24 protein-coding genes are annotated in these 26,964 nt (G+C 67.2%); 10 read left to right on the top strand and 14 right to left on the bottom strand.

Going from position 1 to position 26,964, the window contains the following annotated elements; genetic code table 11:
* The first annotated feature begins 50 nt into the window (after positions 1–50).
* Complete coding sequence (locus AB0M22_RS19365) at positions 51–1,328, top strand: helix-turn-helix transcriptional regulator (protein WP_364728239.1); 1,278 nt, start codon at positions 51–53, stop codon at positions 1,326–1,328.
* Between the two features lie 19 nt (positions 1,329–1,347).
* Here AB0M22_RS19365 and AB0M22_RS19360 read toward each other — a convergent pair whose 3' ends face one another.
* The 6 genes from AB0M22_RS19360 to AB0M22_RS19335 form a co-directional block, all read right to left on the bottom strand.
* Positions 1,348–2,094 carry a histidine phosphatase family protein gene (locus AB0M22_RS19360; protein WP_364728237.1) on the bottom strand — a complete coding sequence of 249 codons (747 nt, stop codon included), beginning with the start codon at positions 2,092–2,094 and terminating at the stop codon, positions 1,348–1,350.
* A gap of 96 nt (positions 2,095–2,190) precedes the next feature.
* Positions 2,191–2,994, bottom strand: coding sequence for an alpha/beta hydrolase (locus AB0M22_RS19355; protein WP_364728235.1), 804 nt, complete (start codon positions 2,992–2,994; stop codon positions 2,191–2,193).
* Between the two features lie 30 nt (positions 2,995–3,024).
* Positions 3,025–3,843, bottom strand: a complete 819-nt coding sequence (locus AB0M22_RS19350; RefSeq protein WP_364728232.1) for an alpha/beta hydrolase — start codon at positions 3,841–3,843, stop codon at positions 3,025–3,027.
* 147 nt (positions 3,844–3,990) lie between these two features.
* Entirely contained in the window at positions 3,991–4,200 is a 210-nt protein-coding gene (locus AB0M22_RS19345; protein ID WP_107654883.1) for a hypothetical protein, read from the bottom strand.
* A 366-nt stretch (positions 4,201–4,566) separates the two neighbouring features.
* Positions 4,567–5,730 carry a radical SAM family heme chaperone HemW gene (hemW, locus tag AB0M22_RS19340; protein ID WP_364729814.1) on the bottom strand — a complete coding sequence of 388 codons (1,164 nt, stop codon included), beginning with the start codon at positions 5,728–5,730 and terminating at the stop codon, positions 4,567–4,569.
* A gap of 176 nt (positions 5,731–5,906) precedes the next feature.
* The gene (locus AB0M22_RS19335; RefSeq protein WP_364728229.1) at positions 5,907–6,308 is read right to left on the bottom strand and encodes an SgcJ/EcaC family oxidoreductase; all 402 of its coding nucleotides are present in this window, start codon (positions 6,306–6,308) and stop codon (positions 5,907–5,909) included.
* 449 nt (positions 6,309–6,757) lie between these two features.
* Here AB0M22_RS19335 and AB0M22_RS19330 point away from each other — a divergent pair, with 449 nt between their 5' ends.
* The 5 genes from AB0M22_RS19330 to AB0M22_RS19310 all read left to right on the top strand — a co-directional run bounded on the left by AB0M22_RS19330 (position 6,758) and on the right by AB0M22_RS19310 (position 12,484).
* Positions 6,758–8,581 (top strand): nitrite/sulfite reductase, encoded by a 1,824-nt coding sequence (locus tag AB0M22_RS19330; protein ID WP_364728227.1) that lies wholly within the window; start codon positions 6,758–6,760, stop codon positions 8,579–8,581.
* A 37-nt stretch (positions 8,582–8,618) separates the two neighbouring features.
* Positions 8,619–9,374 carry a phosphoadenylyl-sulfate reductase gene (locus AB0M22_RS19325; RefSeq protein ID WP_364728224.1) on the top strand — a complete coding sequence of 252 codons (756 nt, stop codon included), beginning with the start codon at positions 8,619–8,621 and terminating at the stop codon, positions 9,372–9,374.
* Positions 9,371–10,333, top strand: a complete 963-nt coding sequence (cysD, locus tag AB0M22_RS19320; protein WP_364728221.1) for a sulfate adenylyltransferase subunit CysD — start codon at positions 9,371–9,373, stop codon at positions 10,331–10,333. Before AB0M22_RS19325 ends, cysD begins: the two co-directional genes overlap by 4 nt.
* Positions 10,333–11,628 (top strand): GTP-binding protein, encoded by a 1,296-nt coding sequence (locus AB0M22_RS19315; protein WP_364728218.1) that lies wholly within the window; start codon positions 10,333–10,335, stop codon positions 11,626–11,628. The genes cysD and AB0M22_RS19315 overlap by 1 nt, the downstream gene beginning before the upstream one ends.
* Positions 11,629–11,746: 118 nt before the next feature.
* Positions 11,747–12,484, top strand: coding sequence for a sirohydrochlorin chelatase (locus tag AB0M22_RS19310; RefSeq protein ID WP_364729810.1), 738 nt, complete (start codon positions 11,747–11,749; stop codon positions 12,482–12,484).
* Between the two features lie 215 nt (positions 12,485–12,699).
* Here the strand turns inward: AB0M22_RS19310 and AB0M22_RS19305 are convergent, their stop codons facing one another.
* Positions 12,700–13,323, bottom strand: a complete 624-nt coding sequence (locus tag AB0M22_RS19305) for a TetR/AcrR family transcriptional regulator (RefSeq protein WP_364728215.1) — start codon at positions 13,321–13,323, stop codon at positions 12,700–12,702.
* 89 nt (positions 13,324–13,412) lie between these two features.
* Positions 13,413–14,360: a YafY family protein gene (locus tag AB0M22_RS19300; protein ID WP_364728212.1), complete on the bottom strand. Its 948-nt coding sequence runs from the start codon at positions 14,358–14,360 to the stop codon at positions 13,413–13,415.
* Positions 14,361–14,458: 98 nt separating this feature from the next.
* Here AB0M22_RS19300 and AB0M22_RS19295 point away from each other — a divergent pair, with 98 nt between their 5' ends.
* The 3 genes from AB0M22_RS19295 to AB0M22_RS19285 all read left to right on the top strand — a co-directional run bounded on the left by AB0M22_RS19295 (position 14,459) and on the right by AB0M22_RS19285 (position 16,534).
* On the top strand, positions 14,459–14,869 hold the full coding sequence (locus AB0M22_RS19295; protein WP_364728209.1) for a VOC family protein: 411 nt from the start codon (positions 14,459–14,461) through the stop codon (positions 14,867–14,869).
* Between the two features lie 283 nt (positions 14,870–15,152).
* Positions 15,153–15,752: a sigma-70 family RNA polymerase sigma factor gene (locus tag AB0M22_RS19290; protein WP_364728205.1), complete on the top strand. Its 600-nt coding sequence runs from the start codon at positions 15,153–15,155 to the stop codon at positions 15,750–15,752.
* Complete coding sequence (locus tag AB0M22_RS19285; protein WP_364728202.1) at positions 15,749–16,534, top strand: anti-sigma factor; 786 nt, start codon at positions 15,749–15,751, stop codon at positions 16,532–16,534. The genes AB0M22_RS19290 and AB0M22_RS19285 overlap by 4 nt, the downstream gene beginning before the upstream one ends.
* A gap of 1 nt (position 16,535) precedes the next feature.
* Here the strand turns inward: AB0M22_RS19285 and AB0M22_RS19280 are convergent, their stop codons facing one another.
* The 4 genes from AB0M22_RS19280 to AB0M22_RS19265 all read right to left on the bottom strand — a co-directional run bounded on the left by AB0M22_RS19280 (position 16,536) and on the right by AB0M22_RS19265 (position 22,781).
* Positions 16,536–17,408 (bottom strand): cyclopropane mycolic acid synthase family methyltransferase, encoded by an 873-nt coding sequence (locus AB0M22_RS19280; protein WP_364728200.1) that lies wholly within the window; start codon positions 17,406–17,408, stop codon positions 16,536–16,538.
* A 226-nt stretch (positions 17,409–17,634) separates the two neighbouring features.
* On the bottom strand, positions 17,635–18,429 hold the full coding sequence (locus AB0M22_RS19275) for an HAD family hydrolase (protein WP_364728198.1): 795 nt from the start codon (positions 18,427–18,429) through the stop codon (positions 17,635–17,637).
* Positions 18,430–19,432: 1,003 nt separating this feature from the next.
* Positions 19,433–20,026, bottom strand: coding sequence for a chloramphenicol phosphotransferase (locus AB0M22_RS19270; RefSeq protein ID WP_364728195.1), 594 nt, complete (start codon positions 20,024–20,026; stop codon positions 19,433–19,435).
* 769 nt (positions 20,027–20,795) lie between these two features.
* Positions 20,796–22,781: an Hsp70 family protein gene (locus tag AB0M22_RS19265; protein WP_364729808.1), complete on the bottom strand. Its 1,986-nt coding sequence runs from the start codon at positions 22,779–22,781 to the stop codon at positions 20,796–20,798.
* 573 nt (positions 22,782–23,354) lie between these two features.
* Between AB0M22_RS19265 and AB0M22_RS19260 the strand changes: the two genes are divergently transcribed.
* The gene (locus tag AB0M22_RS19260; protein WP_364728192.1) at positions 23,355–24,116 is read left to right on the top strand and encodes a glucose 1-dehydrogenase; all 762 of its coding nucleotides are present in this window, start codon (positions 23,355–23,357) and stop codon (positions 24,114–24,116) included.
* 130 nt (positions 24,117–24,246) lie between these two features.
* On the opposite strand, the gene AB0M22_RS19255 is transcribed toward AB0M22_RS19260, so the two are convergent.
* A complete protein-coding gene (locus AB0M22_RS19255; protein ID WP_364728189.1) occupies positions 24,247–25,830 on the bottom strand; it encodes an FAD-dependent oxidoreductase in 1,584 nt (527 codons plus the stop codon).
* 1 nt (position 25,831) lies between these two features.
* Positions 25,832–26,836, bottom strand: coding sequence for a diiron oxygenase (locus tag AB0M22_RS19250; protein WP_364728186.1), 1,005 nt, complete (start codon positions 26,834–26,836; stop codon positions 25,832–25,834).
* Positions 26,837–26,964 lie beyond the last annotated feature (128 nt).

Genomic DNA, 26,964 nt, shown 5'->3' with positions numbered 1-26,964 from the left:
TGCGTGCGTTCGCGTAATGCGGAGCTGAGCGCAGCAAGGGGGAAGTCGAAATGAACGGGCCGCACAGCATTGCGTGCGGGAGGCGAGTCGTCCGCGAATACGAGGCCGCCGGTGGTTCGACGTGGGATCAGGTGCACGCGGTGCGATCGCATTGCGGTGTCTCGTTGCTGCGTGCCCATCGCATCGCGTATGGATTCACGCTCGTCGACGTCGCGCACCGATTACAAGAGATCGTCACCGCCGACGGGTCCTCGTGCCGTGGACTCTCGCATCAGAGCGTGTCCCGCTGGGAGACGGGTCTGGACATGCCGTCGTATCAGTTCCTCGACGCGCTGTGCCAGCTGTATCGCACCCGGCCGGACCGGCTCGGCTTCGGCCACGACTACACCGATGACGACCCGGAGCCGGTCGCGCCGCCGAGCCGCCTGATCGTCGGCACCGCTTCGCAAGTCGGCTCCACCGCGCGAGATACCGTGCGCGCGTTGGAGGAAGGACTCGAACTCAGCGGATATCTCGTCTACGTCCAGCCGCCTTCGGAATACATCCCGGCGCGGATGCGGGACCTGGCGCAGATCCAGCAGGTGAAGCTGACCGACCACTCCGCGGATCTGCACCGGCGGTTGCACCGCATCGAGGCAATCATCGCGGGGCTCATCGCTTTTCGGCTCAACGATGTCGCCGATCTGCACGACACCTTCATGTGGTTCGCCAAGGCGCGCCGGGCCGCCCGGCAAGCCGGGGACCCGACGCTCGAAGCCTGGCTGGCCGGGCACATGGCGCACACTCACGAGTGCTACCGGCACGCGCTGGATCAGGGTCTGGCAGCGGCGCGTTCGGCACAGGCGGCCAGCGGCCGGAGTCCGACGGCGGCCGGGGTGTTCGGGCTGCTGGCCGAGGCCGGCATCCAGGCGCGGATCGGGCGACGCCGAGATGCCCTGGACGCGGTGAACCGCGCGGACCGGATGTTCGCCGCGCTGCCCGACACGGCGACGACCGACGACAATCTCGGTACCTCCGAATACATTCTGCGCTGGCATCAGTCGCACGCGCTGAGCTCGATCGGCGACTGGCGGGCGGCCGAGTCGATCCGCGATCGCATGCTCGAACTGCCGATGGCGGAGAAGGATCAGGTCGGGCGGGCGCTGCTCGATCTCGACATGGCCACTCTGTGGACCCGGCAGGGCGAGTTGGACCACGCACGCGAACAGATCCGGCAGGTCTGGCAGTCGTTGCCGCCGGAGCTGCGGGTGGGGCAGGTGCGGCGCAACGTCTCGCAACTCGTGGTCGGGTTGCCACCGGCCATGCGGGACAACATCATCGAGCGGTGACCCGGCTCTTCGATGCCGCTCAGATCTGTGACAGATGGGTGCGCTGGTCGTAGGCCAGGAGTCGATAACCGCCGGCGTGACGTTCCCAGCTGGTGATCGAGGCATTGCCGGCCAATCCGTCCTCGGAGATGGCCGAAATTTCTGCTTCGGTGAGGTTTTCCAGCAGCTGGCGCAGGAACAGCACTACCGCGTCGTGCGCCACGATCAGCACACGCCGATGTCGCTGGTCGGCGGCGAGGTCGGCCACCACACCGCGCAGACGATCAGCGACGTCCCTGAACGATTCACCGTCAGGCGGGCGATAGCCGAGGGGGTCGCGGGCTTCCTTCGCGGATTCCTCCGGATAACGCTCGCGGACGACGATCGGCGACAGGGTCGACAGCCGGCCGCGGTGCCGATCGTAGAGCCGCTGGTCAATGTGGTGGCACGGGAGATCCCGGCCGGCCGCGCGCAATTCCTGCTCGAGGAGCTGCGAAGTCTGCACGGCACGCAAATACGGCGAACACAGCACCAGGTCAGGCAGCTGATCCGAGTCGCGGGCAGCGAACCATCGACCCGTCGCGGCGGCCTGCCGCTCACCCAGATCGGTCAGCCCGATGGTCGAATCGTCGGCCTCGATAAACGTATTCGCGGCATAAGCCGCATTCGCGGTGCTCTGTCCGTGCCGGACCGCGTACAGCAGTTCGACAGCGCCGGAATTCTCCGGATGCGCACAGGGTGCCTCGAATACACCCTGCCCCCAGGCGCTTTCATCATCGGTTCGCACATCATCCCCCTGTGTGATCACCAACGATTATGCCCCGCATACGAAAGCGCGGCCCCACAGAACTCCGGTTCTGTGAGACCGCGCGAAAGTAGACGGTCAGCGCGGAACGGCCGCCTCGACTACCGCGGCGACCTCAGCGGGATGGGAAACCAACGACGCGTGCGACGAATCCACCTCGCTCGTGTGCGCACCCATCCGGTTTGCCATAAATCGTTGGGACGCAGGCGGAATCACCCGGTCGGCGGCGGACACGAGGTACCAGCTCGGCGTACCGGACCACGCGGGCGTACCCGAGGGCTCGAGGTTGGCCGCGATCGCGATGGAGTGCTGATGCGTGACCATGTCGGCCGCGGTGGCCGGGCTGACATCTTGAGCGAACACAGAGTTGAACCGGTCGGGCGCGACGAAACCGTCGAGGTTCTTGCCCGCGATGCCGTTCGGGTCGTCGACGACGCCGAGTTGCAGCACCGGCGGCAGCAGCTGGCTGCCGGGGAAGCGGATCGGATCGAGCAGCAGCTGCGCGGGCTCACCCTGCACCGGCGCGAAAGCCGCGATGTAGACCAGGGATTCGACCTTCGCGTCGTGCACGTTGCTGATCACCGCGCCGCCGTACGAATGCCCCACCAGCACAACAGGTCCGGAGATGGTGTCGATGGTGCGCTGGATGGCCGCCGCGTCGAAAGCCGGGCCGCGCAACGGATTATCCGGCGTCACCACGCGATAACCCTGATCGCGCAGGGCCGCGGCGACGCCGTTCCAGCTGGTGGCGTCGGCGAAGGCACCGTGCACGAGCACGATGGTCGGCAACGGTGCGGCTTGGGCGGGGACGACAGCCAGGGTGGTCGCGGCGGCGATCGCCACCGCCGCTACGGCTGCCCGCAACGTACGAGATAGGTGCATGGTTGTCCCTTCGGGTCAGAGGCGCGATGTTCAGGCGGTCGGCTGGGCAGTCAGGTTCTGCTTGTTCAGGAAATCCAGTGCGGTGTCGGCGATTTCGCGCCAGCCGTGGTCGGCGGGCATGGAGTGACCGCGATCGGGGAAGACGACGAGTTCGGTGACGCCGGCGTTCTTCCGCTGAATCTTGTACTCGGCGCGGACCGTCGCTTCCGGCACGAGGCGGTCGCGCCCGCCGGCCAGCATCAGCAATGGACCGCGATCGCGCTTGGTGTCGACGCTCGCTTCGCTATTCGGCGTGAAATTGGCGAGGCCGCCTTGAAACAGCGGGCGCGCCGGGGCCGGAATGCCATAGGTGGCGAGTAATTTGTCCGATTCCTCGCGCGGGATTCCGCTGGCGAAGGTGCGGTGGTAACTCGCGGGGGTATGTGACCACGTTTTGCCGCGCAGCCAGGGCTTGCCGAGTATCGGCAGCACGCTCTGAATCTGCACCAACGGCAAGGTCAGTACACCGCGGAACTGGGCGGGTGCGATCGCGACGCAGCCGGCGGTGATACCGTAGCCCAGCAATTTCTGGGCGATCAGGCCGCCGAACGAGTGCCCGATGACCACGGGTGGCGTCGGCAGGTCGGCGATGAACTTCGCGTAATGCTCGGTGACCTCGGCGATGCCGCGGTTGTTCAAGGCGCCGGCATTCTTGCGGGTGGCGTCGGCGGTTTCGCCGTCGCCGGGCCAGCCGGGCGCGAAGGTCTGGTAACCGACGCGGTCGAACGCGTCGAGCCAGGCGCCCCAACTGCTGCTGTGCATCCATAGTCCGTGGATGAACACGACCGGACGCGCGGTGGGATTGGACACGAAAACCTCCTGGGACGGTGGACACAGACACCGCACGATCGCAATGATCGCGCGGCGCTGGGGTTTTCGTAACCCGTCGCATTTTGCCCGGCGCTGATGCGCCGCGTACGGGCTTGTTTTCCCCGCGAGCGGCGGGGAATTTTTCAGCTAGTCGCAGACCCTGGCTTGCTTGCCGGCGAGTGCGTCCAAGCCGAGCATCGCCAATAGGGACTGGCAATCATCGGCATTTTGTGAATAGCTGGCAACGGTGCGTGCGGCTACCGCGCTCTGTCGCGCAGTTTCGGCCTTTTCATTTGCCCGCGCCTCGGCGAATTCGCCCGGTTCGTGGATGAGGGTGATGTGTCGTGCCGGGGACATGAATCTCCTTGGGGTTGATCGAAGCCTACAAGGCGCGCTCGCTCCGCGACAGCCGAACCGACCCGGCAGTTCGCTGAAGCGGGCCGATCGGGCGGCGAATCGCCGGTAAATCGGCTGGTGGCGGGGCGGGTCGAGGGGGCTTGGCGGCCGCGCTCGCCCGGTGGTGAGGCGGTTGCGGCGGCCCCGGAGGAGCCGAGCCGGCTTGACGCCGAGCCGGGTCGTGATGATCGGCGGCGACAGTCCGACCGGCAGAGATGAGCGTTGCGTCACATGATCGCGGGAACGAGTCGCGCGGCACTCATAACCGAACGAATTCCGGCGGCCCTCGGCTCTGCGGCTACCTGACGAGAATGGCGTGCAACCTGATCATGGGACCAGGAGTTGGCGGACAACGCCGTCGGCCAGAAGGCGGCCACGGTCGGTGAGGATGAGGCGATCCGCCGCACGAGTGGCGAGGCCGTCGGCGATGACGCGCTCGGCGGCGGCGAGGCCGTCGGGGTCGAGGTCGCCGACCGGCAGACCGGTGCGAAGTCGAACGGCGAGCATGACGCGTTCGGTGTAGCGCTCGTCGGCAGTGAGGGTTTCCCAACCCGCCGCGGGGAGGCCGCCGCCGGTGACGCGATCGGCGTAGCGGGCGGGGTGCTTGATGTTCCACCAGCGGACACCGCCGACGTGGCTGTGCGCGCCGGGACCTGCGCCGAGCCAGTCACCGCCGTCCCAATAGCCGAGGTTGTGCCGGCAGGCCGCGGCTTCGCTTGCGGCCCAATTGGATACCTCGTACCAGGTCAGACCGGCTGCGGCGAGGCGGGCGTCGATGCGTTCGTAGCGGGCGGCGAGCACGTCGTCATCGGGAGCGGGGAGTTCGCCGCGGCGCACGCGACGGGCCAGCGCGGTGCCGTCTTCGACGATCAGCGAGTAGGCCGAGACGTGGTCGACGCCGGCTTCGAGCACGGCGTCGAGGCTGGCGTCGAGGTCGCTGTCGCGTTCACCGGGGGTGCCGTAGATCAGATCGAGGTTCACGTGATCGAACCCAGCGGCGCGCGCCTCCTTCGCGGCGGCGACCGCGCGGCCCGGAGTGTGCGTGCGGTCGAGCACCTTCAACACGTGGGCGGCGGCGGATTGCATGCCGAGCGAGATCCGGGTGAAGCCGGCCGCTCGGAGGCGGGCGAAGAATTCCGGTGAGGTGGATTCCGGGTTGGATTCGGTGGTCACCTCGGCGGTGCCCGCGAGGGTGAAGTTGGCGCGCACCGCGTCGAGCACCGAGGCCAGCCCGTCCCCGCCGAGCAGCGAGGGGGTGCCGCCGCCGACGAAGATCGTCGCGACCTCGGGCGTCGCGGTCGGCAGTTCCGCGAACTGTGCTGCGGCAGTGGCCAACTCACCCCGCAACGCGTCCAGCCAGGACTGCGGCGACGCGGACGTGCCGAGCTCGCCCGCGGTGTAGGTATTGAAATCGCAGTACCCACACCGCGTCGCACAGAACGGCACATGCACGTAGATCCCGAACGGACCGCCCCCGAAGTCACGCAACACCGGCCCCGACGTCTCGGTGCCGACAGGGATAGCCGCAGGTGAACTCACCCCTCTAGTGTGCAGGTCCCCCACCACCCGCCTATCTCCGGCGTCGAGATCTGGACGACCGATCACCGGGAACCGGCGCAGACGTATCGCGAGCGGCGACCTGCATCAGTTCCCGCTCACCGATGGCGTCAGTCCGCGGCGACCACGGTGTTCTGGTTCGCGGTGAGGAGCCAGCGGCCGTTTTCCTTGGACATCACGTACATCGGGGAGCCTTCGCCGGTGAGTTCGCCGTCGTTCGTCAGGTACCGCTGGCGGACCTTGACGGCCGCGACGTCGGGGCGGATGAACAGGACGTGCACCACCTCGTAGGTGACAGTGCCGTCACGCATCGCGCCGGGCAGCACCTTCGCGGTGAACTCGGCGATGGCCGCACGGCCCAGCAGTGGTTTGCCGCCGCCGGTGGTCCAGATGGCATCCTCGCGGAACAGGCCGATGAACTCGTCGACCAGTTCGTTCTGCTGGGAATGCTGGATGGTGGCTACTACTTCGCGGATGGCGTCGAGGTCGGTGTCGACGGATGCGGTACTCATGGCGTTCACGGTGAACCCTGAAGTGGACTTCAGGTCAAGCCCGGGCAAGGCGCGTGGCGCGGTTCACTTCCGGTGCCGTTCGCGCATCACCGGCCGCCATAGACGGATGATCTATGACTGGCGTCACATATCAGGTCAACGGTCCAGGGGATTTCCCGCAAAACTGCGGAAAATACGGACACCCCGTCGGAAGGCCACCGCTGAGGTGGCACAATAGCTTCATGCGCGCATCGGGAGTACGACTTGTGGCACGTCGCCACGTCGACTACAAGCGCGTCTGTAGTGCCTGCTGTCTGACCGAATCCCCTCGGTAGCTCAGCGACGCCCATCCCCGGGTCCATGACCCGGCGATCCCGATTTTCGACTTCATCGGTCCGCTGACACCGCAGGTGCGAGTCAGCCCCTCGCGCCTCCAGCATGGATATCAATAACCCGCAGGAGCGACCCCTATGACGTCGAGTACCGACGCCGGTCCGACCGACCAGTCCGGCCCCGAGTCCCGGCCAGGCCATCACACCCGTCCCGACCGCCCCGCGTCCGAGCGCCGCGTTCGCGCCGATCGCCCGCGCGCGGAAGCCGCCGCGGGCGCGTCGACCGCGCCGCGCGCCCGCACCGGTAAGCCGGTGCGCCGCAAGGCGGAGGGTCAGTGGGCGCTCGGCTATCGCGAACCGCTGAACCCGAACGAGCAGTCCAAGAAGGACGATAACCCGCTCAACGTCCGCGCCCGGATCGAGAACATCTACTCGAAGCAGGGTTTCGACAGCATCGACAAGGGCGACCTGCGCGGCCGGTTCCGCTGGTGGGGTCTCTACACCCAGCGCGAACAGGGCTACGACGGCAGCTGGACCGGCGATGAGAACCTCGACCTGCTCGAGGCCAAGTACTTCATGATGCGCATCCGCTGCGACGCCGGCGCGTTGAGCGTCGAGCAGCTGCGCACGCTCGGCCAGATCTCCACCGAGTTCGGCCGCGACACCGCCGACCTGTCCGACCGCGAGAACGTGCAGTACCACTGGATCGAGGTGGAGAACGTCCCGGAGATCTGGCAGCGGATCGAGGCGGTCGGGCTCAAGACCACCGAGGCGTGCGGCGACTGCCCGCGCGTGGTGCTCGGCTCGCCGCTGGCCGGCGAGTCGTTCAACGAGATCATCGATCCGACGCCCGCGATCGACGAGATCGTGCGCCGCTACATCGGCAAGCCGGAGTACTCCAACCTGCCGCGCAAGTTCAAGACCGCGATCTCGGGCCAGCAGGACGTGGTGCACGAGATCAACGACATCGCCTTCGTCGGGGTGAACCACCCCGAGCACGGGCCTGGCCTGGACCTGTGGGTCGGCGGCGGGCTGTCCACCAATCCGATGCTGGCGCAACGGGTCGGCGTGTGGGTGCCGCTGGACGAGGTGCCGGATGTGTGGGAGGCCGTGGTCTCGCTGTACCGCGACTACGGCTACCGCCGCCTGCGCACCAAGGCGCGGCTGAAGTTCCTGGTCAAGGACTGGGGCATCGAGAAGTTCCGCGAGGTGCTCGAGGAGAAGTACCTGAAGCGCAAGCTGATCGACGGCCCGGCGCCGGAGCAGCCGACCAAGCCGATCGACCACGTCGGCGTGCAGAAGCTGAAGAACGGGCTGAACGCGGTCGGGTTCTCCCCCATCGCCGGCCGGGTCTCCGGCACGATTCTGACCAAGGTCGCCGAGGCGGTCGAACGGATCGGGTCGGACCGGATCCGGTTCACGCCGTACCAGAAGCTGATCGTGCTCGACGTCGCCGACGACAAGGTCGACGCGCTGATCGACGAGCTGGCGCCCCTCGGTCTGCAAGCCCGTCCGTCGCTGTGGCGGCGAAACCTGATGGCCTGCTCCGGAATCGAGTTCTGCAAGCTGTCCTTCGCCGAGACGCGCAAGCGGTCGCAGGTACTGGTGCCCGAACTGGAGGAGCGGCTCGCGGATCTCAATGCGCAGCTCGACGTTCCGGTCACCATCAACATCAACGGCTGCCCGAACTCGTGCGCGCGCTCGCAGATCGCCGACATCGGGTTCAAGGGCCAGCTGGTCGACGACGGCAGCGGGAATCACGTGGAGGGCTTCCAGGTTCACCTGGGCGGCAGCCTCGGCTTCGACAGCGCCTTCGGGCGCAAGCTGCGTCAGCACAAGGTGACCAGCGATGAGCTCGGTGACTACATCGAGCGGGTGGTGCGCAACTTCATCAAGCACCGCGAGGATGGCGAACGGTTCGCCCAGTGGGCCGTTCGTGCCGACGAGGCCGATTTGAAATGAGCCTCGATTGCGCCGGGCACGTGATGGGAGAGCAACTGTGACAACCGAACTGGTGGCGAAGCTGGCCGAGGACGAGCTCCGGGCCCTCGCCGAAAAGGGTGCCGCCGACCTCGGGACGGACGCGTCCGCGCTCGATCTGCTCCAGTGGACCGAGGACAATTTCGGCAGTGCCGTTTCGACCGACCTGCAAGCAGTCGCTAGCGGTGGCTACATCGTCGCCTCGAACATGCAGGACGGCGTGCTGGTACATCTGGCCGCGCAGGTCCATGCGGGCGTGGACGTACTGTTCCTGGACACCGGCTACCACTTCGCCGAGACCATGGGCACCCGCGACGCCGTCGAGGCGGTGTATGGGGTGAACGTGATCGACGTCCGGCCCGAACACACTGTCGCCGAACAGGATCAGTTGCTCGGCAAGGATCTGTTCGGACGCGATCCGGGCGAGTGCTGCCGGCTGCGCAAGGTCGTTCCGTTGAAGAGGTCGCTGGCCGGATACAACGCCTGGGTCACCGGCATCCGCCGGGTCGAGTCGCCGACCAGGGCCAACGCGCCGCTCATCTCGTTCGACGAGGCGTTCGGGCTGGTGAAGATCAATCCGATCGCCGCCTGGTCGGACGACGCGATGCAGGACTACATCGAACAGCACGGCATCCTCGTCAATCCCCTTGTCGAGGAAGGGTATCCGTCGATCGGCTGCGCGCCGTGCACGCGGAAGCCGGAGCCGGGAGCCGATCCACGAAGCGGGCGTTGGGCCGGCCTCGCCAAGACCGAATGCGGGTTGCACCAGTCATGACGGAGACCATTGTGAGTGAACTTCTAGGCGAGTCCTCGAACACTACTGAACGCGCTTTCGGCATCACCGATTTCGATACTCTGGCCGCGTTGGAGTCGGAGTCGATCCATATCTTCCGTGAGGTGGCAGGGGAATTCGAGCGGCCGGTGATCCTGTTCTCCGGTGGCAAGGATTCCACCGTGCTGCTGCACCTGGCGCTCAAGGCGTTCTGGCCTGCGCCGCTGCCGTTCTCGCTGCTGCACGTCGACACCGGGCACAACCTGCCCGAGGTGCTGGATTTCCGGGACAAGATCGTCGAGCGGTACGGGCTGCGGCTGCATGTCGCCAAGGTCGAGGACTACCTCGCCGACGGCAGGCTCACCGAGCGTCCGGACGGCATCCGCAACCCGTTGCAGACGGTGCCGCTGCTGGACTCGATCAGCGAGCACCGGTTCGACGCGGTGTTCGGCGGCGGCCGCCGCGACGAGGAGCGTTCGCGGGCCAAGGAGCGAATCTTCTCGCTGCGCAACGCCTTCGGGCAGTGGGATCCGAAGCGGCAGCGGCCCGAGTTGTGGAACCTCTACAACGGCAGGCACGCGCCGGGCGAGCATGTGCGGGTGTTCCCGCTCAGCAACTGGACCGAGCTGGACATCTGGCGCTACATCGCCCGCGAGGACATCGACCTGGCGAGCATCTACTACGCGCACCAGCGTCCGGTGTACCAGCGCGACGGCATGTGGATGACGCCCGGCGTGTGGGGCGGGCCGCGGGAAGACGAAGCGCTGGAAACGCTTTCGGTGCGCTACCGCACGGTCGGCGACGGATCGTCCACCGGCGCAGTGCTTTCCGATGCAGCCGACAACGCGGCGATTCTCGCCGAGGTGGCCGCGTCCCGATTGACCGAACGCGGCGCTACCCGCGGTGACGACCGAGTGTCGGAAGCCGCGATGGAAGACCGCAAGCGAGAGGGTTATTTCTGATGTCCGACCTATTGAGGCTGGCCACCGCCGGTTCTGTCGACGACGGTAAGTCCACCCTGGTCGGGCGTCTGCTGTACGACACGAAATCCGTGCTGGCCGATCAGATCGATGCGGTTACTCGCGCGTCGGTGGACAAAGGGCTGGCCACGCCGGATCTTTCGTTGCTCGTGGACGGGTTGCGGGCGGAGCGGGAGCAGGGCATCACCATCGATGTCGCCTACCGTTATTTCGCTACGCCGCAGCGTTCTTTCGTGCTCGCGGATACGCCGGGGCACGTGCAGTACACGCGGAACACGGTGTCGGGGGCCTCGACCGCGCAGCTGGTGATTCTGCTCGTCGACGCGCGCAAGGGTGTCATCGAGCAGACCCGCAGGCACGCAGCGGTGCTCGCGCTGCTCGGCGTGCCGAAGCTGGTCCTCGCGGTGAACAAGATCGACCTGGTCGATGACCCGGCGACCGTCTTCGCGGAGATCTCGGCCGAATTCAACGGGCTCACCCGCACTCTCGGCTGGTCCGATGACGACGTGCTGGAAATTCCGGTCTCCGCGCTGCACGGCGACAACATCGCCACCCGCTCGGACAGCACCCCGTACTACAGCGGACCGTCGCTGATCGAGCACCTCGAATCGGTGCCGGTCGACGCCGACAGCACCGGCAATCACACACTGGGACTTCGGTTTCCGGTGCAGTACGTGATCCGGCCGCGCACCGCCGAGTACCCCGACTACCGCGGTTACGCCGGGCAGATCGCGGCCGGTGCGGTCGCGCCGGGCGACGAGGTGGTGGTGCTGCCCTCCGGGATTCGCACCACCGTCGAGCGGATCGACACCCCCGACGGTGAACTCGCGGTGGCGCAGACCGGTCGCAGCGTCACGCTGATCCTGGCCGACGACGTCGACATCTCCCGCGGCGACACCATCGCCTCGGTCGCCGACGCCCCCGAGCCGATCGACACCTTCGACGCCACCGTCTGCTGGCTCGGCGACAAGCCGCTGCACCCCGGCGCCCGCCTGCTGCTCAAGCACGGCACCCGCACCACCCAGGCGATCGTCGGCGCTCTGCTGGAACGCTTCGACGAGCAGCGGCTTATCGCCGACCCGAACCCGGACTCGTTGGCGCTCAACGACATCGGGCGCGTCTCCCTGCGGGTGGCCGAGCCGCTCGCGGTCGACGACTACCGGGTCAACCGGCACACCGGCAGCTTCCTGCTCATCGATCCGTCCGGGGGCAACACGCTTGCCGCCGGCCTGGTCGGCGACGTGCTGTCGGCCGTCGAAGTCGGCACCGGAGTCTGAGATGACGGAACCGTTCGGCATCGCGACGCGGCCCGTCGCCGCGTCCGCGGTGCCGAGCGGGGTGCGTGCGCCCGCGGCACTGAACATCGTCGGCGCTGCCGGGCTCGGGGTTGCGCCGATGCACGGTGGACCCGCGTTGATCGCGGTGGCGCATGGGAGTCGGGATCCGCGGTCTGCCGCGACGATGGCGGCGGTTGTGGCGGAGCTTGCGGCGGCGCGGCCGGGGTTCGATGTGCGGTTGGCGTTTCTCGATCTGAATGCGCCGTCGGTCGAGCAGGTTGTGGATGCGGTTGCGGCGCAGGGGCATACGCATGCGGTGGTCACGCCGCTGTTGTTGGGGAATGCGTTCCATGCGCGGGTGGATCTGCCCGGGCTGCTGGCCGAGGCGCATGCTCGGCATCCGCAGTTGCGGCTGACTCAGGCCGATGTTCTCGGGCCTGATGCCCGGCTGATCGGGGCGCTGCGCGATCGCGTGTCGGAGGCTGTGTCCGGAGCTTCATCGAATCGCTTGGGAATCGCGGTTGCGGCAGTGGGTTCCTCCTCGGCCGCTGCCAACGCCCGGACCGCCGAGGTTGCCCGCCGCCTCGGCAGGCTCACCGGGCACCTCACCGAGATCTGCTACGCGACCACCGAACCGACACTGCCCCAGGCGATTTCCCGCCTGCGTACTCGTGGTGCCGATGACGTTCTCGTCGCCCCCTGGTTCCTGGCCCCGGGTCTGCTCACCGACCGGCTCGTCACCGCGGCCCCGAATGTGGTGCACGCCAAGGTCATCGGCCCGCACGCGGCGCTCACGGACATCGTCTGGAACCGCTACGACGCCGCGATGGCGAACGCCCTCACGCTGTCGGCTTGATCGCGGGCCCCGCATCCTCGAGGCCGAACTGGTGCACGTCGCCGGACCGTTCAGCCCGCCACAAAGCGTGGCCGACACGGTTCATAGCGACGTAGTCGCCCGCTGCAGGCACGCTGGAAATGCGAAAGCGCCGTTCTGCGTGGACAATTTCCGCCGACATCGGCGACAACCGGGCACAAGAGCGCGGAAATGTCCGCAGAGACCGGCGGCCACGCTCAGCCGAGCAGGTTGTCCACGATGGCGCGGGCCGTCGCCACACCCCACTCGTCACCCATCTGATGGGCGGTGTGCGCGGCAGAGATCACGGCATCCAGCTCGAACGCGATGACGTCGGCATTGCGTTCACCGAGGTGCCCTTGCTCCTGCGCACGACGGATCTCGTTCGACAGAAACGTGATGAAGTCACGATGGTCCGCCGAGATGGCGTCCCGAACCGGGCCGGGCCGGCTGTCGAACTCGGCGAGCGTGGCCACGCGGAAGCAACCGCCGGGGAAAGCCGGCTCGGCGACCTGCCCGAACCAGCGTTCGACCAGCGCACGCAGCCGCGGCATCCCGCTCGACTCGTCCAGGCTCGGCGTGATGACCTCATCCAGGAACACGTCGCGCGCCGCCTTGACCGCGGCCAGTTGCAGGCTCTCCTTGCTCCCGAACAGCGTCGCGATCCCACTCTTGCTGAGGCTGAGATCGGCGGCGAGCCTGCCGATCGTCACGCCGGTCAAACCCTCGACGGACGCCACATCGGCCGCATGCCGAGCGATCGACGCGCGCGAGCGCGCCCCTTTCGCCAAACGCTGATCGGTGCCTGGCTGCCGCCCGGCAGCGGTGGTGGACTCGGACATCTCCCTATTCTTCCACGAAATGGCCTCAATACGAACGTACGGTCGTACTGCAATAAACGATGCGGTCACCACGACCATTCCCTCTGCGGCTACCCCTGCTGGTAGCGGTCGAGGAGTTCGGTGGCGATTCGAACCAGTTCGGTGCGGACTTCGGGGGGATCGAGGACCTCGATGGAGGCGCCCCAGCCTGCCAGTTGCTGCGCGAGCATCCAGGCGGTGGGGGCGGTGACCCGGACCCGGATGCGGCCGTCGGCGATCGGGCCGTCCACGACGCAGTGCCTGCCCTGCTGGTTGCGCAGGATCGGGAGTAGGCGTTCGGAGATGAGGACGGTGGCGGCGGTGGCGGCGCGGCGTTGTTCGAGTTCGTCGACGACCTCGTTCCAGGTGGCGGAGAGGTCGAAATCGGGTGGGCGGTGGGCGGTTTCGTCGGTCAGGACGGCTTCGGCGATGCGATCGATGCGGAAGGTGCGTTGGCCGTTCTCGGTGCCGGCGATGAGATACCAGATGGCGTCCTTGTCGATCAGGCCCCACGGATCGACCAGCCGCTCGGTGTGCTCGCCCTTCTTGCTGGCGTAGCGCAGGCGAACCTTGTTGCGCTGCACCACTGCTCGCTGTAGCAACGCGACCACCGGCGGTAGTTCGCGGTCCGTCTGGCCCCACCGGGCCGGGTCGATCACCACGGCATCGGCGGCCGCGGCGGCATCGGTGCGGAACGGTTGCGGCAACGCCCGAACCAGTTTGCGCAGCGCCGATTTCACCTCCGGCAACGCGTTCGCGGACGGTCCGGCCAGCAGGAACAACGCTCGCGCCTCCCCCGCGGTCAAACCGGTGAGATCGGTTCGCGCGCCACCGACCAGCGACCACCCGCCGCCGCGACCCGGCTGCGGATACACCGGCACGCCCGCCGTCGACAACGCCTCGAGATCGCGGCGCGCGGTCGCCACCGACGTCTCCAACTCCTCGGCGACTTCGGCGGCCGTCACCCGTCCGCGCGTCTGCATCATCAGCAGAATCGCCACCAATCTGTCCGCTCGCATGCGCACAATTCTGCCGGAGAAAGTGCTCATTCGGTGAGCACTTTAGAGCGGAGGATGGTTTCTACAAGCAAGGCACGAACCGATGAAGGAGATCGACAATGCTGCGAGGAATGGCGACGAGCACGTTCTACGCCGACGACCTGGAGGCCGCGAAGGACTGGTACACCGAGTTCCTGGGCGTCGAGCCGTACTTCACCGTCCCCGGCGGCTACTACGAGTTCCGCATCGGCGACTACCTGGCCGAGTTCGGGCTGGTCAACCGCGCGTACGGCCCGGAGGGTGCGCGCAACGCGCCCGGCGGGGCCATCGTCAACTGGCACGTAGACGACCTGCAGGCCACCTTCGACCGGCTGCTCGAGCTCGGCGCAAAGGAGTACGACCCGATCACCGAGCGCGGCGTGGGCACCGGATTCGTGACCGCCTCGGTCATCGACCCGTTCGGCAACATCCTCGGCCTCATGTCCAACCCGCACTACCTCGAGGTGCTGGCCAAAACCGGCCCGGCCTAGCCTCGAAAACGGTGACATGGTGCCGGACGGGACTCGTTCGTCCGGCACCATGCCCCGCCGCGTGTCCCGGCCGGTCGCCTCGGCCGGGACACTGCGCGAGCCGCCGCTGGCTGGCAGGCTCTGCATAGAAGTCGCAGCCGAGGCGTCTGCGGATTGGTCTGGATTTCTACGGCGCGCGGGCCAGCGCGGGCGTCGCGGTGAACCGGGCGTCATATGATCTGGCCCACATCCGCCGTTGCCGCCGCGCACGGCTTCCGGATCGGTCAGGTTTGGAAGGACTCCTATGGTCAGCCGCGCCCGCGAACTACCCGGCGCCCTCGATGACATGACCGAGCAGGCGAACACGGCGGAACTATTGCTGCGCCGGATAGCCCACGGCGACGAGCAGGCCTTCGCCGCGCTCTACGACCTCGTGGCCGGTCCGGTGCTCGGCATCGTCGCCGCGGTCCTGCGCGACCATGTGCAGTCCGAAGAGGTCGCGCAGGAGGTGCTGCTGGAGATCTGGGGCAAGGCGGCCCAGTTCGATGAACACGGCCGCAGCGCGTTGGCGTGGGTGCTGGCCATCGCGCACCGGCGCGCCGTCGAGCGGGTGCGCCTTCAGCACGCCAACGTCGAAAGCGACAACCGCGCAGGACAATTGGCGTCGCGCAGCGGTGTCGACGAGGTGGTGGAGACGACGCTGGACACTCTGGACCACGAGGCGGTCCAGCAGGCCCTCGACGCGCTCACCGATCTGGAACGCCGATCACTCGTCCTCGCTTACTACGGCGGCCACACCTATCGCGAGGTCTCCGAGGCACTGGACGAGCCGGTCGGCACGATCAAGACCCAGATGCGCGACGGACTGCTCCGTCTGCGGGAAAGCATGGGAGAGCGCCCGTGACGATATCCGACCTGCACACCCGCACCGGCGCATATGTTGTGGACGCGCTGTCCACCGCCGAGCGCGTCGTCTTCGAGCAGCATCTGACCGAGTGCGCGGAATGCCGCACCGAGGTCGATGAGCTGAGCGAGGTCGCGCTGGCACTCGCCGTCGCCGTGCCGCCGGTGCCCGCCGCGGAAATGAAGGACCGGGTGCTCGCCGATATTCGGGCGAGGCCGCAGCGGCGCGTCGATGATGTGCTCGGGCAGACCCAGCTGTTGCCCGCGTTGGACGCGCTCGGCCGTACGGACATCATGCCCGCGTTGAATGGGTTGTCGGACAACCACATTCCCCCGCCGCGTCGGGACTGGATGATCCGGGCGGCGATCGGCCTTGCGGCCGCCGTCGCGGTGGTGGCCGTCTTGATCACCGGGCTGTCCTTGGTCGGCGGGCCGGGTGGCGAGGTGGTCGCGGCGGATCAGGTGGGCGACGCGGTCACCTGGAACGGTGAACTGACGACGGGCGACGGCACGGCCACGGCGGTGGTGTCGGCCGGCGTGGGCAAGGTCGTCGTCATCGCCACCGGACTGCCCACGACCGACGACCAGCACAGATACCAGCTGTGGACCATCACGGCCGACGGCACGCCGCGTTCGGCCGGGATGATGCGCGTCGCCGGTGGTCGCGCCGAGCTGGCGGCGGATCTGACCGCAGACACCGCGCTGCTCGCGATCACGGCTGAACCGAGTAATGGGTCGGTTCAGCCGACGACGCCCATCGTCGCGCGAATTCCGTTGCGCTGACCTACTTCACACAGGTGAACTGCATGACGTCGATGTGCCCGGCACGGAAGTGGTGGGCACATCCCGTCAGGTAACGCATGTACGTCTGATAGGTGTCCGGGCCGCACAGCGCCTCGGCCTCGTCGCGCCGCTCCGACAAGGCCGCCGCCCAGAGGTCGAGGGTCTTCGCGTAGTGCAGTTGCAGCGGGTGGATCCGTTCGATGGCGAAGCCCGCGTTCTCGGCGTACTGCCGGATGCCCGGCGGGAATTTGCTGCTGTGGAAGGGTAATTGGCCGCCGGGGAAGATGACGTCGCGGATGAACCGGAAGAAGTCGATGTCGGTCCGGTCGAACTTGATGTCGTGTTCGCGCAGATAGGTCAGGCCGTAGATGACGATGCTGTGCAACAACATTCGGCCTTCTTCGGGCAGAATTCGGTAGGCGAAGTCGAAGAACTCGGCGTACCGCTCGTGCCGGAAGTGTTCGAACGCACCGATACTGACGATGCGGTCGACCTTGTCGTCGAACTCCTCCCAGCCTTGCAGGCGGACCTCGGCGCGGGCGCCGTAGCCGCCCTCGTCCAGCATGCCCTGCACGTAGCTGTGCTGGTTCTTGCTGAGCGTCAGCCCGATGACCTTGACGTCGTAGCACTCCAACGCGCGCATCATCGTCGAACCCCAGCCGCAGCCGATGTCGAGCAGGGTCAAGCCCGGCCGTAGGTCGCACTTGCCAAGTGCCAGATCTATTTTCGCGCGCTGCGCCTGTTCCAGGGTGTAGTCGTCCTGCTCGAAGTACGCGCAGCTGTAGGTGCGTGTCGGGTCGAGGAACAGGGCGAAGAATTCGTCGGACAGGTCGTAATGGGTTTGCACCTCCGCGTAGAACGGCGTGCGGGTCATGTCGATAACCTCCGTCGAGTCCATCGATGGTCGACCGGTCCGGCCGCGGGTACGACGGGATCGGGCGATGAACAGGCGATCGAGCAGCGGCGTCGCGGACGACGCCGTGACGTTCACGCAGCGGCGATGCATGGCCAGGCGACGGTCCTGACATCAGCTACGAACATCGGTGTTCACAATAGCGTAAAGACATCACTCCCGGACAGGGCGGGCCGATTCACTCGGATCAGGGGCGGAACCAGCGCTCCAGGATGGTGGCGACGCCGTCTTCCAGGACATTGTCGGTTACCTCGTCGGCCAGGTCCCTGACCGCGGCGGGCGCATTCGCCATGGCGACGGAATGTGCTGCCCAGCGCAGCATTTCGCGATCGTTGTAGCCGTCGCCGATGGCCAGGGTGGCGTCGCTCGGGACGTCCAAGGCCAGGCGGAGGCGTTCGAGCGCCCAGCCCTTGGACACGCCTTGGCGGGAGACGGTGAGCCACGGGCCGAATTCCCCGTGCACCCAGCTGGCGCCGGGGACCTCGAGCTCGTGCAGGAGGCGCAGCATTTCCGCCAGCGAGCCCTCCGGCCACCAGCCGTTGAGCCGCGGGGTCGGCTCGCTGCTCAGCGCGCTGTGGTCGACGAGCAGGTAATCGCCGAGCGAGTACTCCCCCGGGCTGACGCCGGTCGCCCAGTAGCCGACGCCGACCTTCTCCACGGCGAAGATCATCTCCGGGATCAGGGCGCGCAGCGCGAGGACCGCCGGCGCGGGGTCGAAGTCCTGCACGGTCAGCGGCTGCCCCTTGGCCACGTCGACATGGACCGCGCCGTTCGAACACAGCGCATGCCCCTCGACGAGGCCGAGTTCGCTCAGCACCGAACGGGTCGTCAACACGGTCCGCCCGGTCGTCACCACCACATGCGCGCCCGCCGCGACCGCCGCACGCACAGCCGCCGCCACGCGCTCGGTGATCGGGCTTCCCGTGTCGAGCAACGTTCCGTCTACATCCAGCGCAATCAGCTGGGGTCCCCCACTAGCCATCAATTCATTGTGCCTCGGCAACATGGTGCGCGTCCGCCGATTACCCGCGCCGAGACTGCCACGTACATCCGTGGTTCAGCCTGATCGGCGAGGCTGCACTGGCACCGCACACCACCAACGTAAACGGCCTCAGGTGCACACGCACCCCGGAAGTCCACCGGATCCGCACCCTCTCTCGGGATCCGCACTCGCTATGCGCCCCTAGAGCCAGTGCAGATCCACAAAGCGAGTGCGGATTTCACGCCGGTGGCGCACTAGCCGGGGGTCTTGGCGGAACATGGCTCTGGCAAGTTCGGTCGGCGAAGCGTGCTGGTGTCCACGGACATGCCGTACCCGGAAGTCGACCGAATCCGCACTCCCTCTCGGGATCCGCACTCGCTATAGGCCCCTAGAGCCAGTGCAGATCCCCAGAGCAAGTGCGGATTTCACGCCGGTGGCGCACTAGCCGGGGGTCTTGGCGGAACATGGCTCTGGCAAGTTCGGTCGGCGAAGCGTGCTGGTGTCCACGGACATGCCGTACCCGGAAGTCCGCCGAATCCGCACCCTCTCTCGGGATCCGCACTCGCTATGCGCCCCTAGAGCCAGTGCAGATCCCCAGAGCAAGTGCGGATTTCACGCCGGTGGCGCACTAGCCGGGGGTCTTGGCGGAACATGGCTCTGGCAAGTTCGGTCGGCGAAGCGTGCTGGTGTCTACGGTCATGCCGTACCCGGAAGTCGACCGAATCCGCACTCCCTCTCGGGATCCGCACTCGCTATGCGCCCCTAGAGCCAGTGCAGATCCCCAAAGCGAGTGCGGATTTCACGCCGGTGGCGCACTAGCCGGGGGTCTTGGCGGAACATGGCTCTGGCTAGATCGGTCAGCGAAGCCGTGCTGGTGTCTACGGTCATGTCGTACCCGGAAGTCGACCGGATCCGCACTCCCTCTCGGGATCCGCACTCGCTATGGGCCCCTAGAGCTGGTGCAGATCCCTAGAGCGAGTGCGGATTTCGCGTCGGTGGTGCGCTAATGGGGGTCTTGGCGGAGTATGGCTCTGGCTAGTTCGGTCGGCGAGGCCGTGCTGGTGTCGACGGTCATGTCGTAGGTGGTGCCGTGGTCGTGGACGCTGTGGAAGTGGCCGCGGGACAAGCCGACTTCGTTGCCGCGCGCCAGTTCTCGCTGCTCCGCGATCGGTAGTGGGCAGGTGACTGCGACCAGTTGAACGTCCAGGCCGGCGAGGGCGGTCAGCCACATCGGGAGGAGGTCCGGGGTCAGCAGCATCTCATCGATCACCAGGTGATCGCCGCCGTGCGCGAACGCGGCGGCCGCGGTGCAGGCCGAGCGCAGCATCCGACGCCCCACCTCGCCATACCGAACGACCAGCAGCGGATGCCCCTCGACATCGCGACCAGTGCGGTCATACCAAAAGCCCGCACGACTCAACGGCCCATCCCGTCCCCCACCCCAGTTCGGCGGCACCAGCCCGAAAAGCGTGTCGATCCCCCAGTAGACGATCGGAACATCACTCTCGTCCTGAATACTGCGCGCCAAGGTCGTCTTCCCCGCACTCGATGTCCCGTTGAGAAAGATGACCCGGCTCGGGAGTCCGCCACTCCGCATCCGGCAACACTATCGAGTGAGCTAGCGCGTGGTGCCGGCGAAGCCCCGCGCTAGCGATGGACGGCGCAGCGTGATTCCCGACGAGCTCGCGGGCGACGCGGCGGCTCTGCTACCGGACCAGCGTGTGGTGCCGGCGAAGCCCCGCGCTAGCGAAGGACGGCCGCAGCGTGATTCTCGATGAGATCGCGAGCGACGCGGCGGCTCTGCTACCGGACTAGCGCGTGGTACCGGTGAAGCCCCCTCGCTAGCGATGGTCGGCAGCAGCGTCGTTCACGATGGGCACGAGGGCGACGAGGTGGCTCCACTAGAGAAACGATGTGCTCTCGCCCAGCCCGAGTACGCAGGATCGAGGCCACAGCATCGCGGCGATCACAACTTCCTGCCGACACAACAGCCATTCAGCAAGAGGGTCACCCCTTCAGCGAGCCGCGCACTGCACACGGGGTGTCGCGCGGCGGCCGCCGATCCTCGGATCGCCCGGTGACCCGCTGCCCGCCGGGCGGCGAGTGAAGCTTCGAACGGGACCTGGCTGAGGACTCACTCGCGCTACGCCGCAGCCCTGTCCCGTTCGGCGAGAACTGTGCTGGCGCGCGGGCGATTAAAGACTCCGTCGGCCAGAACTTGCCGCCAGCCCGGAACCTGCCACATCCGGCTCGTCGAGCAGCCGCAGATCCCCGGATCGCCCGATGACTCGGTGAGTGCTGAGACGCCCCTGGGGCGACTATCAGGGCTACGCCGGCGGAACCTACGTCCGCGCTGCGGATCGGGTCTAGTGGGCGCCGGGGCCGCCGCCCGAGCCGCCGGAAGAGCCGCCTGAGGAGGAGCCGCCGGAGGACGTGCTACCGGAGGATGATTCGCCTGCGGTGGAACCGCTGGTGGAGCCGCCGGAGGTGCTGCCGCCGGTGGAGGTTCCGCCCGAGGTGGTGTTGCCGGATGTGCTTCCGCCGGAGGAGGTTCCGCCTGAGGTTGTGCCGCCGGAAGTGCTGCCGCCGGAAGTGGTGCCGCCGGATGAGGTGCCGCCGGATGAGGTGTTGGAAGAACCGCCGGTGGTGCTGCCGGAGGTGGAGCCGCCGGTTGAGGATTCGCCGGAGGAGGTGCTGCCGCCGGTGCTGGATTCGCTGGAGGATCCGCCTGACGTGGTTCCGCCGGAGGACGTGCTGCCGGAAGTCGATTCACCGGTGGAGCCAGAAGTGCCTGTGCTGGTTGATGTTCCGGTGCCCGTGGTGGTTCCCGCAGTCGGCGTGTCCACGGTGCCGCCGGTGGCAGGAGTGCTTGCTACGGGAGCCGAGGCGACCGGGTCCGGTACCGCGGGGGCCGGATTGGCCGGGGGCGCAGCGGGTATCGAGCCTACGGGGGGCGCGACCGGACCACCGGCGATCGGCACCGCGGGTTGGGCGGGAGTACCCGGCGCGGGCGGCTGTCCTGGCTGCGGGATGAGCTGGCCGAAGGGCAGCGGGTTGATGAAGTACGCCGGGTTGGCGTAGGTGCCACCGTATTCGGTTGTGGCACCGGAGGTTCGGGGCTCGGTGTGGGAGCCGAGGCGCGATTCGGCGACGCTGGGGCCGAGTTTGGTGGCGTGGGAGACAGGGGTGATGAAGAGGCCGTAGGCCGAGGGTTTGGGCAGCCCTGCACTGGTGGCCAGCGCCCGGGTGGTTGTCCACCCGGCCGGAGTCGCCACCCAGGCGTCCCGGTGGCCGGCCAGATCGGCGCTGGAGTCGTATAACAAGGTGTCGGCGGTCGGGGTGTCGAGGCCGGGGAAATGTTCGAGCACCGGTGACGCGCTGGGGGCCGACGGGCTGCCGAACACCGTCACCGCCGACATGGCGACCGCGGAAACCACAGCGGCACTGGAGAACACTGCGACGCGCGGCGAATGCTCCTTGCCGCCGGATGCGGCGAGCGCCATGGTGCGGGCGGCCATCAGGGCGGCGCCCGCGGCGACGGTCTGGCCCGGGTCGGTCGAAACCACCAGGGGGCGGCCGAGTTCGGCGAGCGTGCGGGCGACCTCGGCAGGCCGGGACGCTCCGCCGACCAACAGGATGCGGCTGATGTCGGACAGGGTGAGGTCGGCGGCCTTGACGGCGGCGCGCACCACCTCGAGGGTGTCGTGGATGTGCGCGGTGCGCAGGCCGTCGATGTCGACCATCGACAGCATCGACGTCGGCGTGGTCGTGCGCGGCCCGGCCTCATGGGCGTAGCGGGCGATCATCGCGCCGAGCGGCCGCCCGCCGAAGTCGTAGGAGCGCACCGGTTTTCCGACCATCGGATGGTTGTCCCAGTCGGGTCCGACGCGCACGATGGTGACGTCGAGACTGGTGCCGCCGAGGTCGTAGACGAGCACGAAGCCGGGCTCCAGCGGACCTTGTTCGTGCTCCAGCCATTCCGCGGCCGCGACCGGTTCCGGCACCAGCGCAACGTCACTCGCCCCGGACAGGTCGAGCGCCTGCCGCAGCAGCGACACCTCTTTGTCGGAATACGTTGCGGGATAAGCGGCTACGGCCCCCGACTCGGTCGCCGCGGGCTCGGCGTCGCGCAGCCCGTTTACCACGGCGGCGACCAGGTTCGCCGACGACCAGATGCGCCCGCCGACGATCATCGGCTCGGGATCGCGGCTCAGGTCGGCGAAATCCGTTACGGCCATGCTGAATTGCGGGATGCCGCCGATCCGTAGCCCGCCCGCGCTGTCGAAGGTCACCGCGGTGCGCCGACTGCGCACGACGGGCCGGGTTCGCGCACCGGTCACCGAAGCCGTCATAGAGTTCACTGCGCCGATGCTGAAACCCAGACCTGTGGTCATATGCTATCCCGTCAACGTACCGAGACCACGTCCATCACACAGAGAACCATGTGGCCGCGGTCGTCTTCCAAACAGCCAGCACAGATTAGCTGTTCGGCTCGCTGGAAGGATGTGGAATAGACATGAACGGCGAGAGAATGGCGCGAAACGTTTAACTCTTGACCACAATGATCCGGATCACCTGCGACTATGCTCCGCGTTCGAGTTGTTCAGCCCACTCGACAGGCACCGGTTCCATACCGCCCCATCCGATCTGGTTATCTCGCAGCGATTCGGACAATGCTCCGATAACCGATCAACAACCCGAATCAACCCGAGAATTCAGCGTCACATAAAGACACTGACTGGTCGGTAACCAAATCATTGCCAGCCCTGACGATTTCAGCACAGCTCAACTCCGCTCGCGAGATGCATGACGCATCAACTCCAGGTCTATTTCCCGCCAGCACGGCCGGCCTGCTCCGGCTTGACTTGGTTCTGCGACCGCACCACCGAGGTGAGATCGCAAGAACGAGAAGGGAAATGGACATCATGGCGACACGGTTCGCGGAGAAGGTCGTGCTGATCACGGGCGCCAGCTCGGGCGTAGGCAAGGCGGTGGCGGTGCGGGTGGCGAGTGAAGGCGCAGCTGTAGTGCTCGGCGCCCGGGGCAAGGACGCGGGCGAGCAGGTGGCCGCCGAGATCCGGGCGGCGGGCGGGCGAGCGCTGTTCGTGCCGACCGATGTGACAGTGGAGGCGGAGGTGGCCCGGCTGACCCAGGCCGCGCTCACCGAGTACGGCCGCCTCGACGCAGCGTTCAACAACGCGGGCGCGGTCAACGCGTTCGGCCCGGTCGGCGAGATCGACGAGGCAGGCTGGCGCGCCGACCTGGAACTCAACCTGACGAGCGTGTTCTACGGTCTGCGCCACCAGGTGCCCGCGATGATCGCCAACGGTGGCGGCGCGATCCTGAACAACGCCTCGAACCTGGGCGTGGTCGGCATGGGCTCGGTCGCGCCGTACGTGGCGGCCAAGCACGGCGTGGTCGGCCTGACCAGGGCGGTCGCGCTCGAGTCCGCGGCGCAGGGGGTCCGGGTGAACGCGATCGTGTCCGGCGCGATCGACACCCCGGCGTTCCGCAACTCGATGGGCGCAACACCGGAGGGTGAGGCGGCCATCGCCGCGCTGCACCCGCTGGGCCGGATCAGTCAGCCCGAGGAGACCGCGTCGTTCTGCGCGTACCTGCTCAGTGACGAGGCCAGCTTCGTCACCGGCGCGGCGCTCGCGATCGACGGCGGTTTCACCGCGCAGTAGCACAAAAAACACCCCGGCCTCGGCGCACGCCCCCATCGCGTGACCGGATACCGGGGTCCACCATCGACGGCGACATTGGCGTCGATGGTGACGGCCTCGCGGGACCACGTGGGTCCCGCGAGGAGTCTGGTCAGGAGCGCGTCAGGAGACGACGGACCGGGCCGCGGCGCTTGGTGGCGCCCGCCGCGCGGACCGCAGGCTGACGCAGGCGGATCAGGTGATCGAATTCCGTTGCACTGCCGGCGGGTTCGGGCAGGCGACCGGCGTTGTAGTCGTCGGCCAGCTGCTGCACCGTCTGCTGCGCACAGGACTTGTTGGTGCCGATGAAGCCGGTCGGACCGCGCTTGATCCAGCCGGTGACGTACGTGCCGGGCAGCACCGCACCGTCGAGACGTTCGAGCACGCGACCGTCCCGGTTCGGGATCACGTTCGTCGCGACATCGAACGGCAGGCCGGGCAGCGCCACCCCGCGGTAGCCGACCGAGGTGAGCACGAGACCCGCGTCGAGCCGCTCGGTGACGCCGGTCGCGACCGCACGGGTGCGGCCGTCGGCATCGGTGACGAGCTCGTTGCGGCTCACCTCGATGCCGGCCACCCGATCGGTGCCGAGGATCTCGGTGGGAGAAGTCAAGTAGCGGAACACGATTCGCTTACGCTCGCCGAACGGCCGCGCACCCACACTGTGCAGCAAGCGCAGCTTCTGCTCGACCTGATACGGCAGACCCTCGGTGACCTCGGGCAACTCGCCCTCGATCGCGATGTCCACATCCGCACCGAGCAGGCCGACGAATTCCGGCACGGTGAAGGCGGATTCGAGCGGACCGCGGCGGCCGAGGATGACCACCTCTTCGATCTTGCTCTCCCGCAACGCCCGCAGCGCGTACGGCGCGATGTCGGTGGCCGCCAACGCATCCGGGTCACTGGTCAGGATGCGCGCAACATCGAGGGCGACGTTGCCGTTGCCGACGATCACCGCGCGCTGCTGCGACAGGTCGAAGATGCGGTCCACGTGATCGGGATGCCCGTTGTACCAGGCGACGAAGTCGGTGGCAGAGATGTTGCCGGACAACCCTTCACCGGGGATGTCGAGCTTGCGGTCGGCGGACGCGCCGACGGCGTAGATCACCGCATGGAAGTGATCGAGCAGCTCCGCATGCGAAACATGCGCGCCCACTTCGACATTCAGGTACGAGCCGAAACCGTCCTGGGCCGAGATGATGTCGAACAGCTCGCTGACCTTGCGGGTCTTGTCGTGATCCGGCGCGACGCCGTGCCGGGCCAGCCCATAGGGCACCGGCAGCCGATCGAACACGGTCACCGACACGTCGGGCTGGGTCAGCAGCTCGTCAGCCGCGTACATCGCCGACGGACCGGACCCGACGATCGCCACCCGCATGGGCTGGCGCTCGGTGCGAATCTCGGCCGCGGGCACCGGCTTCGCCAGCAGCGGCCGCGGCCGGGCCTGCCGGTAGAAGTCGGCGTTGATCTCGATGAACGGCTTCTGCTCGTCGGTCAGTTTCTTCGCCGAGATGATCGCGTCGACCGGGCACGCGGTGGCGCAGGCGCCGCAGTCGACGCACGCCTGCGGGTCCACGTACAGCATGTCCGCGGTCAGGAAGTCCGGCTCATCCGGCGTCGGATGGATGCAGTTGACCGGGCAGGCGTACACGCAAGACGCGTCGCTGCAACAAGATTGGGTGACGATGTAGGGCACGTCAGCCGGCCTTCGCCGAACGCAGCGGCTCCGAACGGTAGCGAGTGGTGTGGCCGTCGATCTTGAGCAGCTTCCAGACCGCCTTGGAGACCGGGTTCATCAGGCCGATGTCCTTGGCCAGGGTGCGCACGTCGCCGAAGAAGTCGCTGAACTCCTGCTTGGATTCCTTCGACCCGTAGAACAGTTCCTTGCGCACGTAGTCCGGGATGTCGAACTCACGCCAGAACGACCGGGGCGGGGTGAAGATCGAGCGGCCCAGGATGTACATGACGATCGGCATCGCGATCGACAGGATGAACTTGCTACCCGGCTTCGCCTCGGGCACATGGATTTTCAGGAACTCGTGGGCGAAGGAGATGTGCCGCGCCTCTTCGGCCACGTGAATGGCCATGACGCCGCGCATGATCGGGTGCACGTCCTCGCCGGAGCGCAGGATCGCCTTCTGGATGTGGTCGATCGGCTCCTCGCCGGCCAGCACCGCCATGAAGAACAGGTTCGGGAACAGCGCCGCGACCGGGGCGCCCAGGTACTTGAACTTGCGCACCAGCGGGCCCATGCCGGGCACGTCCTCGCCGATCCGGTTCACCATCTCCTGGAACATCAGGGTGTGGTTGTGCTCCTCGATCATCTCGTGGGAGCAGTAGCGGAACTCGGGAGAACCGTTGGGCAAGCCGAAGTTGTGCGTGACCATGCCGCTGATCAGGATGGTCTCGAATTGCAGGCCCACCTTGGCGACGTTGGCCTGGCGGTACTTGCCGATCGCGATCTTGCGCTCGTCGGTCTGCGCGAGGTACCACGGGTGGCGACCGAGCGGGTCGGCCGAAACGGGCAGAATCCACCGCTCCGGGCCCGCCTCGGGGGCGAAGTCGGGGTTGTCCCAGTCGATGTCCTCGAACGGGTCGAAGTGCTTGTTGACCGATCCCTCGGAGAGCAGCAGCAGCTTCGAGGCGTACTCCTGCGCCTTCTCCAGATCAGAATCGACCGGGGGCGTCACGGCTGTAGACATCGTCGTCGCTGCCTCTCCTCGTAGGTTTATCTGTTTCCCATAGTTACACCTACGACCGGACACGTCAACCCACGAAGACATAACGCGCGAGCGGCCGCGGCCACCGGGACTCCTGGTCAGAGAGTGCC

Source organism: Nocardia sp. NPDC051756, from assembly GCF_040681495.1.
GTDB lineage: Bacteria > Actinomycetota > Actinomycetes > Mycobacteriales > Mycobacteriaceae > Nocardia.
This window is presented reverse-complemented; position numbering and strand designations above follow the sequence as displayed.